Source organism: Streptomyces sp. NPDC059003 (assembly GCF_042740445.1).
GTDB lineage: Bacteria > Actinomycetota > Actinomycetes > Streptomycetales > Streptomycetaceae > Streptomyces.
This window is the reverse complement of record NZ_JBHYJH010000233.1, coordinates 1-11,251: the sequence shown is the minus strand read 5'-3', so window position 1 is coordinate 11,251 and position 11,251 is coordinate 1. Positions and strand designations below refer to the sequence as shown.

At 64.4% G+C, this 11,251-nt stretch carries 9 protein-coding genes; 5 read left to right on the top strand and 4 right to left on the bottom strand.

The window, feature by feature from the left end; all coding sequences use genetic code 11:
* Nucleotides 1-489 precede the first annotated feature (489 nt).
* The gene (locus ACFWZ5_RS41440) at nt 490-1,512 is read right to left on the bottom strand and encodes a LacI family DNA-binding transcriptional regulator (protein WP_384803495.1); all 1,023 of its coding nucleotides are present in this window, start codon (nt 1,510-1,512) and stop codon (nt 490-492) included.
* Between the two features lie 884 nt (nt 1,513-2,396).
* Between ACFWZ5_RS41440 and ACFWZ5_RS41435 the strand changes: the two genes are divergently transcribed.
* The gene (locus ACFWZ5_RS41435) at nt 2,397-4,685 is read left to right on the top strand and encodes a hypothetical protein (protein WP_384803492.1); all 2,289 of its coding nucleotides are present in this window, start codon (nt 2,397-2,399) and stop codon (nt 4,683-4,685) included.
* Between the two features lie 87 nt (nt 4,686-4,772).
* Entirely contained in the window at nt 4,773-5,336 is a 564-nt protein-coding gene (locus ACFWZ5_RS41430; protein WP_384803489.1) for a hypothetical protein, read from the top strand.
* 230 nt (nt 5,337-5,566) lie between these two features.
* Here the strand turns inward: ACFWZ5_RS41430 and ACFWZ5_RS41425 are convergent, their stop codons facing one another.
* The gene (locus ACFWZ5_RS41425; RefSeq protein ID WP_384892305.1) at nt 5,567-6,052 is read right to left on the bottom strand and encodes a hypothetical protein; all 486 of its coding nucleotides are present in this window, start codon (nt 6,050-6,052) and stop codon (nt 5,567-5,569) included.
* Nucleotides 6,052-6,261 (bottom strand): hypothetical protein, encoded by a 210-nt coding sequence (locus ACFWZ5_RS41420; protein WP_384803484.1) that lies wholly within the window; start codon nt 6,259-6,261, stop codon nt 6,052-6,054. The genes ACFWZ5_RS41425 and ACFWZ5_RS41420 overlap by 1 nt, the downstream gene beginning before the upstream one ends.
* 519 nt (nt 6,262-6,780) lie before the next feature.
* Between ACFWZ5_RS41420 and ACFWZ5_RS41415 the strand changes: the two genes are divergently transcribed.
* The gene (locus ACFWZ5_RS41415) at nt 6,781-6,990 is read left to right on the top strand and encodes a hypothetical protein (RefSeq protein WP_384803482.1); all 210 of its coding nucleotides are present in this window, start codon (nt 6,781-6,783) and stop codon (nt 6,988-6,990) included.
* Entirely contained in the window at nt 6,983-8,497 is a 1,515-nt protein-coding gene (locus ACFWZ5_RS41410; RefSeq protein ID WP_384892302.1) for an RNA polymerase sigma factor, read from the top strand. The genes ACFWZ5_RS41415 and ACFWZ5_RS41410 overlap by 8 nt, the downstream gene beginning before the upstream one ends.
* A 125-nt stretch (nt 8,498-8,622) precedes the next feature.
* Here ACFWZ5_RS41410 and ACFWZ5_RS41405 read toward each other — a convergent pair whose 3' ends face one another.
* On the bottom strand, nt 8,623-10,521 hold the full coding sequence (locus ACFWZ5_RS41405) for a tyrosine-type recombinase/integrase (RefSeq protein ID WP_384803476.1): 1,899 nt from the start codon (nt 10,519-10,521) through the stop codon (nt 8,623-8,625).
* Nucleotides 10,522-10,789: 268 nt separating this feature from the next.
* Here ACFWZ5_RS41405 and ACFWZ5_RS41400 point away from each other — a divergent pair, with 268 nt between their 5' ends.
* Nucleotides 10,790-11,212, top strand: coding sequence for a hypothetical protein (locus tag ACFWZ5_RS41400; protein WP_384803473.1), 423 nt, complete (start codon nt 10,790-10,792; stop codon nt 11,210-11,212).
* Nucleotides 11,213-11,251 lie beyond the last annotated feature (39 nt).

Below are 11,251 nucleotides of genomic sequence, written 5' to 3'. Positions count from 1 at the left end.
GTGCGCACACGTGCGCACGCCCCACGCGGCGAGCAGGATCAGCAGCCGGTGACCTCGGTCCACTGCCTTCCCCAGCTTTGGCGGCGCCGTCTCTTGCGCGCCCGCGAGGCATTATCCCTATCTGAGTGGTGCTGGCATGAATCGACTCTGTCTGCGGGAGAAGCTGGTGCTGGCGCCCCTCCCCGAGGTAGGCGGTCGCCGGATCACGTAGGCCAGTCCCACGAGTAGGTGCCTGCTTTGCCGTGCGAGGCGTTAGCCGATTGCAGGATGCATCTGTGCCTGAAGGTCTGTTCACAGAATCCATACCTGGCCTCGGTGGGCTCCGGGGACACCACGAACTGCCTCCGCTCCACCTCGCCTATTGCAGGGCCCTCGGGTATGTCGGCGTCTGCCCAGCAAGCCATGGCCACGCCGATGCGACGGGTGCTCAGCGGCTGCCGTACCGAGGGCGCCTTCGTCAGGCTACTGCGGCGCAGCACTGGCGTCGCTTCAGTCCCCGTTGGACATCAGGCGGGTTGGCACATGCAAGCGGCAGGAAGGCCGCGGTGCGGTATTTATGCCGCTCCTCGCGTGGCTGTCTTCCTTGCCCTGTATGCGGTCGATCAGGAGGCGGCAGGCTGTCCGGCCGAGTTCCTGAGCGTCGTATGTGATGACGGTGAGGGGGAGATCGGCTGCGAGGTCAGAGTCGAGAAAGCCGGCCAGGTCGGTGTTCGTTCCCCGACGCTGGACTGCTCGGAGAGCGCTGGCTGTGGCAAGAGGGCTGGAGCACAGGAGAGCGGTGGGAGGGCAGGGAAGGGTGAGAAGGTCAACGGCGGCGTGCTCAGCTCCGCCGGGTGCCTCTCGGAACAGTCTTACCCAGTCCCTTGCGGGCAGACCGGCGCTGTTCATGACTGCCGTGTATCCGCGCAGGGTCTCGGTTTCCCTATGGCCGGCGGCTGCCGTGGTGAGAAGGCCGATGCGGTGATGGCCCCGGAGCAAGAGCGACATGGTGGCGTCGCGGGCACCGCCGAAGCCGTCGACAAGCACACAGTCGGCTGTGAAACCCTCTGGAGGATCGTGGGCGAGCACCACGGGCACATCCGCATCCGGCGCCGCGGAAAGATGCTGTTGGTCACCGCCGCACGGGACAGCAACGATGCCGTCCACCCGTCGGGCCAGCAGCTCGTCGACTAACGCCTTCTCTTTGGCCTTGCTCTGCCCCGTGCTGCAGACGATGACCCTCAAACCATGCTGCGCGGCCTGCGCGTCAATCCCGACGGCGAGCCGGGAACAGGAAGAGCGGGACAGATCGGGGACCAAGAGCCCGATCAGACCGGTGTCACTCTGACGCCGCAGGCTTCTGGCGAGTTCGTTGGGGCGATAGCCGCATGCGGCGACCGCAGCGAGCACGCGCTGACGGGTTGTGGACGCCACCCTCGAAGCACCGTGGAGCACCCTCGAAACCGTCATCGTGCTCACCCCAGCGAGCAACGCGACATCGCGCAGCGTCGGGTTCGCTCCTCCACGAGACACGCAGTTGAGGGTAGGGGCGGGGCGCTGCCCTGTCGGCGGGCAATACGGCCATGCGTCAGCGTCGGTTGCCGCAAGAGAGGTCGACTGTGATCGGTTAGTGAGCCTGGACACAGTTGTCAAGCAATGACTCAGTGCGGGCGTGTCTAGGTTGAATTCACGGTTCCAAATGCAATGCCTCTGTTGTGATTTAAGCCAACTGTCAGGCAGGTGAATCCGCTGGATGGATCCGCAAAGAATCCGATAGAACGGCTACTACCAGGAGTGACGCGGGATATTGCTGCATCTCAACGAGGCTGAAAGCGCACGCGTCTCGAAGAGGTGCGGGAGGGTTGGGTTCACTTCTCTGATTAGCGTGCGTAAAGTTCCTTGCTGGGGAAGTCGACCTGGAGGCAGTCTCCGCTAATCAGCGGGCAGTCTGGAGCCCTGCGGTGTTCATTTAGTGACAACTTCTCTCAGTCCACGCTTCGAACGCCCCTGCAAAGAGGAGATCGACTCTTGCGTGCGCCTTCGAGGACCGTGATCAAAATCTGCTAGGGGGAAAGGTGAAGCGAAGACGACCACTTCTGGTCATCCTGGTTCTAATGGTCTTGGCCGCAGTAGGTTCGTTGTCTGCTGCGCAAGCCTCGGGTGAAACTGGTGCACGTCGCACCATTACGCTCAATTGGGGGAGCCAGTCGGAGAGGGGGCGCAATGCAGTAGACCGCGAGAATCCAGTCTTTGATTTCTCGCTGAAACGCAAAGAGACGCCCGAGGAAATGAAGGCTGTATCCCGCCATGCTGCCCAATATCTGCCTGACTATGCAGAACGAGAATCGCAGACCAGGTTAGCGCAGCCGAGCATGGACACATGCAGAAATGCCCCATATCCTGGGGACTCGGAGAGTATGATCGTCGACCGAGATATATGGTGCTTGGTCACAAAGGGTGAGGTAGTCGAAACCACGTGTCGCCCGGGCCTGCCCTGCCAACTCGATGGCAAAATCGAGTGGCGGATTTCTGTCATGGGTATAGCGCGCCAAGGCTCGGATAATGAAAACGACCGTGAGACGGCGCTGTGGATCATTCTAGATGACTGGAAGGCTAGTGGCCCGCGACCTCCCTGGGATGTCAAACTCAAGATGGAAGGGGACTGCACTAAAAAATCCGGACAGGCGTGCATCAAGAGCGGTGGCCGCGAAGACACTCTCCGGACATGGAGCGAGGGTTCAGGCTCCACCGAGTGGATTACGTTCTTCTCCCCTGAAGACGGTCTGACCGATGACAAGGTGGCGAAGTACTCTTTCGGCCTCACAGCGACTCTCAGTAAGCCGGGTCACGAAGACGACGTGACTAAGCTTGAGGGCGCTCCATTCCGTTGCGACTCGGCGACCTACTTCGATAAAAAACGCGGCTGCGTGTTCGACGACGACAAGCCGGTTATGTACCGGTTCGACTCGCGTCCTGAGTGGGTTGAGCAGGCGGACCATGTATGGGAGGCGCAGAACCGCCCCCAGGGAACCAAGCCGTCATCCAGGTTCAAAAAGATAATACCCGGATCACCGCAGAGCGAGGTTCCGCTTGAGCGCCTACAGGGAAAGGATCAAAACGGGAAGGACAGTACCTCCAATCAGAATAAGACCAGACGTCAGTGCATCAAGCACTATGGCGCAGGGTATGCCAAAGCTTTGGAGTATGACCGGCAATGTGACGAGTACCCCTACGCCTCCACCTATCAGGGATCGGTCACTGGAGCTGGGGGCTCTGATAATGACGGGTACAAGCATTTTTCCGTCAAGCCTATAAGGGCGACTCATAACGAAGCGGCGGGAAGAGACCTAAAGAAGTTCTACAGAACCCTGCGCATCCTGAACAAAGAAAAGTTCTACGTCCATCTCATCACGCCGTCCGGGGGTGACTACAACGGTCCTGACAGGCCCAGTGGTGTCGCGGCGCCGGTCCAGTACCACCAGTGCCAGGCTGCTGACATGATCGAGGCCAAGCAGGCAGAGCCGAAGGCGTATCCGGAGGATGTGTTCAACAAGTACGCGGCCACCACACGCGATGGATGGACCGGAGGCGACTCCACCTTCTCGGTGACCCTTCCCGATGGGCGGCGTCTGTGGCTCTTCTCCGACACTTTCATGGGCCCGCTCAACGCGGACGGCACACGGCCAACCAGTGCCCCACTGATCAACAGCTCAATCGTCGCCCAGGTCGGCGACAACCTCACCACAATCACCGGCGGCACCGACAGCGAACCAGAGGCACTCATGCCTCGCCCCACAGAAAGGCACTGGTACTGGCTCGGTGACGGACTCGTTGCCAATGTCAAGGGCGAGAAGCGCCTGCAAGTCGTTTTCCACGAGTGGCACAAGTTCGGCGACGGTGACTGGGACTTCAAGATCAAGAGCTCCATGGTCGCAACGTTCGACCTGAACAACCTCAAGGAGCCGGAGTCGATTGCGCCACTCCCATCCGAGGCGGGTGTCCAGTGGGGATCGGCCGTGATGTCCGCTGAGCAGAGCGGTGACGGGTACACCTACATCTACGGCACCAGCGACAAGCCCCTCAACAAGGGCATGCGGGTGGCCCGCGTCAAGGGAACCAACGTCGCCGACGCGTCCAAGTGGCAGTACCTCAACGGTGCGACAAGGAACTGGATGTACGGCGAGACCGAGGGGGACGACACCACTATCGGCATCGCCAACGAGTACAGCGTCACACCCCACAAGGGCAGCTTCGTCCTCGTCAGCCAGGACAGTACGGAAGCATTCAGCGGAAAGATCCGAATGTGGACGGGTTGTGACCCCTACGGGCCGTTCGGGTCCTGGGTCGACCACGACGAGGTGTACCGGATGCCCGAAGGCGGACCCATACCCTTCGGAGACTGCGTCGCCGGCCAGGAGGACGGCAAGTGCTTCTCCTACAACGCGCACGTCCATCCATCGTTGGCGACCGGAGACCGCTGGACACTCTCGTACAACGTGAACAACTTCGACAACCGCGTCGCCCCCGACGGCGCCCATTACCGCGACCCCACCATCTACAGACCCCGGTTCGTCTCCTTCAAACTGGTCTCTACCAACGTCCACAGAGCAGACGCTAAACTCCGCTACTCGATGCCGCCCAAGCAAGCCAAGGCGTCATGCCGGGCGGAACACAGGCCACGAGCAGGCCAGGTCTCCTGCTCATAGCCTCTGTCTCCTTGCGGTGCCTGCCCCTGCTGTTGCAGGGGCAGGCACCGCGCATGCTGGACTGTTCACATCACGAGGAGCGGGCGCATGTCGGTTGATGAATCCTGGGAAAAGATCGAACACTGGCTCGACCGGTACGCCCCCGAAGAAGCCCCCCTGCCAGGGCCGTGCAGCAGGCTTCAACTCGATCAGTTGCACGACCGCATCGGAGTGAGACTTCCCGAGGATGTCGAACAGTCGCTCTTACGGCACAACGGGTCAGGCCTCACCGACATCATCCCGATCGGATACCGCCTACATAGCGTCCAAGACATCGAGAAGACGCACCTGAGAACCCTTCGCTACAGGCTGGAGGATGATCCGCACAGACCTGGCAATGACAGTTATTTGATCGTTCCCATCGCCGAGCTGAACGTAAGGCAGCTCGTCGTCGATACCCGCACGGGACGTCTCGGAGGCTGGGACGTCGAAGAGATCGGATACGAGTGGAGCGACGACCCCCTCTGGTCCTCGCTTTCCAGCGTGCTCGAGTTCGTAGGGAACGTGCTGGCTTCCCCGCCTCCCTGGGTTGCCCGACTGCCCGACAGGACGTCGCAGGCAACTGATGTGGACCCCGACTTCCCCGGCACCCTGGTCTGGACAGATGATTGACAGGTAGGTGCCGTGATCGAGTTTGGGCCGGATTCCGTCGGTCAGATTCAAGTCCGGTGCTAGATAGACGGGGCATTGGCAGCCATCCGCAGCTTGATCCCAGCCAGCTCCACAGCCAGCTCGTCCACGGTGATCCGCGGGCCGGCCATCAGGCCAGAGAGATCCGCTTCGGCCGCAGCCTCGTGTTCAGGGGGCGAACTCATAAGTTCATCCCATAGCTGTGTCACTGTTCATGGATGTCGTTTCGACGGTGCCTGCCAATGCCTAAAGTGGTGCCGGTTCTGCCCGCTACGGCAGGACCGGCACCACATGCTGGTCTGACTGTGAGCGGAGAAGAGCCCGCGCCCCAGATCTTCTTCGCGCAACGCCATCTCTGCGTCGAGGAAGAATAGCCTGCAGCTGTGCCAAAAGTGCATCTTGTCGACGAGTTCCACGGTGGTGGCCACGGGATCGGAGGCGACTTTGTTGTGCTGCTGGATCCGGCAGTCCTCCAATGACCATGTGCGGCCCTCTGGGTGGGCCGTGGTGACCACCGTGAACGTGCCCGAGCGGAGCTCTTCTTCCAGCGCGATCTCCGCACGGCGGAACGCCGCGTCATCCCAGTAGATCTCGGTCAGATCTGCAAGCCGTTCCGGGCTGAGCCGGGACTCAGCAAACCCCGGCGGGCACGGCTCGTACAACGGGTAGGCGATGTCCTCGCCCAGGCGGGTCGTCATCAGATGTTCCCGTCGAGGATCAGGTCGGCCTCCGGGCCGTGGACAGCCAGCTCCAGCGCCCACTGGATCAGCCGGAGCTCGGCGTCGCCGAGGGCGAGCGTGACGTGCTCCAGGGAGATGTCCATGGGGCCAACGAGCGAGGCGGCGACCCGCAGCACGGCGAGGTCGGTGTCGTATGCCTGGTGGACCCACGAGTCCGGCGTGCTCACGAGCATGTGGATCGCGTTCCAGTCGATCTGGCGACCGCGGGGGCGCCTCAGGGAGACGATCGGAGTGTCGTGCTCGGTGTGGGTGATCCAGGGTCGGTGGCAGTTCCGCTCCGCGGTGAACCGGCGTAGCTAGTAGCCGTCCTGGTGCGCGGCCAACAGCCGTGTCGCGGCCATCGTGCGCGCGTCGTCCACGCCCTCCAGCAGGGTCGAGAGTTGGCTGTGCGTGAATCTGTCGCTGGTCGCCGACACGGGCGTCTCCGTCTTTTCCGGGGGTTCGGGCAGGTCCCGGCGGCACCACTGTGGGGCCGGAGTCCCGGGGCGGGTGCGGCACACACCGCAGGATCCCCCGGACGCACCGCACGGGATTCCAGAGGCGCCGTATCCGCCTGTGGTGGGGCGGGTGAAAAGAATCTTGGGCGGGGTGTCATCAGAACGGCGGGCTCGCGGCCCTTCAGTGAGAACGGCCGCTGCCCGGAGACCGGAGCGCTCAACGGCCGCACACTGAAAGGGAGGGGGGCTGTGGAGGTCTTTGGCATCGTGGCGTTGGTGTTCCTGCTGTTGGTCCCGAGCCTGCAGAAGCTGCTGAACAGCGTGGCGTACCGGATCCAGGCCCGGGGCAAGGCCGAGATCATCCGTGCTGAGCGCGGCGGCGGGAGCCCGGGGCCGGTGCCGCTGGCGCCGGGCGGGCGGAAGCAGGCGAAGCGAGGGAAGGGACAGGCCGGTGGCTGAGCCGGAGACGGTGACCGCCGAGACGCTGGGCCGGGTCTTTGCGCAGTACCGGGGCGAGATGACGGGCAAGGCCCGCCAGCTGCTTGACGATGCCGGAGTACCGGAGTCGGTGGCGGACGCCGACGACATCGTCAGCAGCGCCCTCGCCACGGCGCTGAAGGACCCGGGCGCCGTGCAGCGGCCACGCGCCTACCTGTACAAGCTGATCCGCACCGAGGTCGTACACCTGGCAACGCGCCTCGGGGAGCACCGCCGCCTGGACGAGCGGCAGGCCGCCGACCCGTTGTGCTGCCCGGCCCCGGACGTCGCCGACTTCAGTGCGCTGGTGGACAACCGGGACGCGGTGCACCGGGCGGCGCAGGGACTGACAGTGCCGCAACGCACCGCGGTGTGGGCGACCTGCGCCCTGGACTACTCTCGGGGCGAGACGGCCGTCCTGATGGGCAAACACCCCGGCACCGTGGCCCGGCACTGCTCCCGCGCGATGCTCCTGCTGCGCGCCGCCATCGCTGCCGCGGTCGTGGGCGTCCTGACCGTCCTTGGACTCGCGGCCGGCGGCGCGCTGCAACGCGCGACGCCTGCCGACGGGCCGCACCGGGATCCGGTCCTGCCGCAGGAGGGCTGGTGGACCGAGAAGTGGACGGTCCCGGTGATCACTTTGACCCTGGCGGTCTACTCGGTCCGGGCCCTGCGGCGCTGGGACCGCCGGCTTGAGCGGCGGTCCCAGCGCCGCAGATGGGGCCAGGTGCTGCGGCGGCTCCTTCAAGATCTTCCGGACCGCGACGCAACGACCTCCCCCCTGAGGGCCATGCTGTGCTTCCGTTGCCACCGACGGGTAGACAGAGAAGGGCTGACCAGGGACGAGCGGCTTAGCCTGCTGCACCACCGGGTGAAGTCCACGCCTCAGGGCGGGAGCAGCCTGATGTCCTGTCAGCTCTGCGGGCACTCGGCCTCCTTGGCGGGGCCGATCGACAGCGTCAGCCTGCCCGGGATGAAGGTGCTGACCACGTACGAGCTGCAGTGCGCCACCTGCCAGCGCCCATCCCCCCATCGCTTGCTGACGATCGGCGAGTACGACGCACTGGGTGAACACCGGAAGGGGCCGCTGCTCCTGTGTATGACGAAGGACTGCAATACGGTCCGCCCCCGGCGCTACCGCCTACTGGGCCGCCGCTGGAGCATCCGGCTCGTCACCTCCGGCACACGAAAGCAGACGGCTGAGCCGACGTCAGCTGCGAGCGACGGTGCGCAGCCATTGGGGGCACGCAAGAGCAGAAGGCTGGACCCAGCGATGGAGGAGACGAGTGTTCTTCCCCCGCATCAGCAGTTCGACGCGATCCAAGCGGTGCTGGAGTCGTCGTCATTGGCGGCCGTTGTCGACCGCCCCAGCCAGCAGCAAGTCTGCGTCCGCTTCGGAGAAGCGAGCCGGTCCGCTTACCCGGCCGGACCGCCTGCTGGAGGCAGCGCCAGCAGCCTCGTCGCCTCATACGACAGCCGCGAGGACTGAGCCGCGCTCACGGGGCGACCGCACTCCCGGTCTTGGGAGCTGCCCGGGAGTTGCTCGGCCTCGTGGGCGGGCGAACGTGGAACTGGACCAGCTCCTCGGCACAGGCGAGACGCTGACCGACAGATCTACGGAGTCGGACAACCCTGCCCATCCGGAGCGCTGGTGTCGGGAGGCGGAGGCACCCGGCGAAGGTACGGGTTCCGGCTGCATTCTGATCGTGCCTTGTTCCGTGCCTTCTGGAACTCTTCCAGCACTGCGGCCCTGTTAATTCCCAAGGCATGGGCCTCGGTCGTGGCGTCCTGCGCGCCAGGGCGGAAGCTTGTCCAGCTCCGCGCAGATTCCGTCGTGTAGAGGTCCGCTTCGAACTCCCATGCCCAAGTGCTGAGGAGAGGGAGGGGTTCGTAGGCCGTTGAACCGTCGGGGCTGAATGCCTCTATCAGATAGTGGACATGCTGTCGGTCCGGTATACGTGTCCAAACTGGGCCGCCGCCAGTCCACTCCACACGCTCCTCTGGCCCGCGTCCTAGCTTGCGCAGCACCTTCTCCTCGGGCCATCCGGCCGCGCGCATTTCCTCCACCTGCACTGCGTGATCATCGTTCCACTGGTCAATGACGAACTGGGCGTGGGTGCGGCTGGCAAACGGCACCTCCCGGTTGTCGAGAACGGCTAAGAAGACGGGCGAGATCTGGCGAGAGGTGCCAGGGTCGTACACGTCGACGGCTCCTTCGGAGGCAGGAAGCGATTGATCGGGACCGGCGTGCGACACGTGCGCCGTTGGACTGGTTGCCAGCCCAGAGTGGCGGAGAAATCCGGGAAGAGGAGCTGTGGGATCCATGGCCCACTCGACTGCTGCCACGATCTCGTGGTCCAAGGCGTCGAGAAGATGACCGTAGCGGTCGATGGTGGTGGTGATGGATTCGTGGCCCAGACGGGCCTGAATCGCGGGCAGCGGAACCCTGGCTGCGATGAGCCAGGCGGCGTGCGAGTGACGCAGGTCATGGAGGCGCGGACGTTTCGTCAGGCCCCTCATCGCTGCCAGTTCCAGGGCGGGAGCCCAGCGGAGGCGACGGAATGTCGAGCCGTCCCACCTGCCGCCGTTCGGACCGGTGAAGAGCAAGTCGTCGGGCGCCAAGCCTTGCGCTCGTCGCCGCAGCATGCGGTCGAGCTTGTGTGTGATGACGACGGTCCGACGGCTCTTCTTCGTTTTGGGCGCGCCGAGGTAGGGCTGACCGTCTTCGTCTCGCTTCCACGCACGTTGGATTCGAATTGCGGGCTGGCCGTTCCGTCGGCGCAGGTCTCGTGGCTGAAGTGCGGTGATCTCGCCCCATCGACCGCCGGTCTCAGCAAACGCCTCAGCCAGGTCCTTCGCGTCCTCGGCCAGGCAGGCGTAGATCAGTGCCCACTCGTCACGTTCGAGGAAGGTCATCTCTTCCTCGATCTCGTCGTCTTGCCGAGGCAGGCGGGTGTACGCGCACGGGTTGGAAGCGCGCAGGGGTGGTTCGGCGATCACGGCCGCCTGAAGAATTCCGTAGAGGAGGCCGTGGTTGTTGGAGATCATCTTGGGCTTGCAGGGGACTCGCTTCATCCCCAGCGGATCATGTGGAGCGAGCCGACCGGCCTCAAGGTCGTTAATCCACTGCTGTATCTGCTCGCGGCTGATGCCGCCCTCACCGTCACGTACGGAGAAATTCTTGAACCAGGGCGTCATGTTCCGCTGAACGAACCGCTTGTACCGGCTACGGGTGTCGCCCCCAACGCCGGTGAGTAGCTCGATGTACTTCATGGCGAACGGCTCGAACATCTCGTCGTCGCCGCGCAAGTCCTGGATGAACCCGCGGCCGCGTATCCATCCAGGGGGCCATTGCTCCCCGTGGCCGGCGACCAGGTCACGGAAGCGGTCAGCGGCGGGTCGCTCGCTGAAGACCTCAGATTCGTTCTTGCCGCCACGAGACCCACCTGCCCGCCAACGGACGGTGTACGAGACCTCTCCGTCAGCGCGCTTACGCTCCTGTACGTACGCCATGATCAGACGCTAACTGATCTTGTGGTGCGCACGTCGTGCGCACGTGGAGGCGTACTAGGGTTGATTAGATCACTATTTCCGCAGGTCAACGGCTAGATGTCGAGATTGGTTCCGGGGGATGGGAACTCACGAGAGACCAGTGTGCGGCATTCGTTCGGGCCGGCGACCCGGCGGGGCGGGCTTTGGAGCGAATGTCCCGTCTCAACTACTCTGCGTGTGCTCCTGATTACGCAACGGAATCTCGCATCGAGTTCGGCAGGTGGTCCTCATGCCTTCTTCGTCTTGTTCGCCTTCTTCGCCCGTGCGGGCGGGGCTGCGTGCCGGGGTCGTCCTGGCCGCGGCGGGTGTCGCGCTGGGGGCGGGGGGTGCGGGGAGCGCGAGTGCGGCGCCCGTGGCGCCGCCGGCCGGTCCCGCGCAGGTGCCCGCGCTCTCGCAGCTCGGCAACCTCGACCCGACCACCGCCGGGGAGGGGCTGATGCACGGTGTGACGCAGGCCGTCGGGCCCGTGAAGGGGCTGAAGCTCGACCCGCTGGCCGGGACGGGGGTCGACCCGCTCGACAACGCCGTGGGGACGCAGGTGGCCGACTTCAAGCCGGTGTCGTCGGCGGTGGCGACGGGCCCGATCACTCAGGGCGGGTCGGTGGCGGACCTGCCGGTGGTCGGGCCGGTGGCGGGCGTTCTGCCCGGGTGACGGTGCATCGAGCCGCGCGCTCGCCCTCAGGGACGAGCG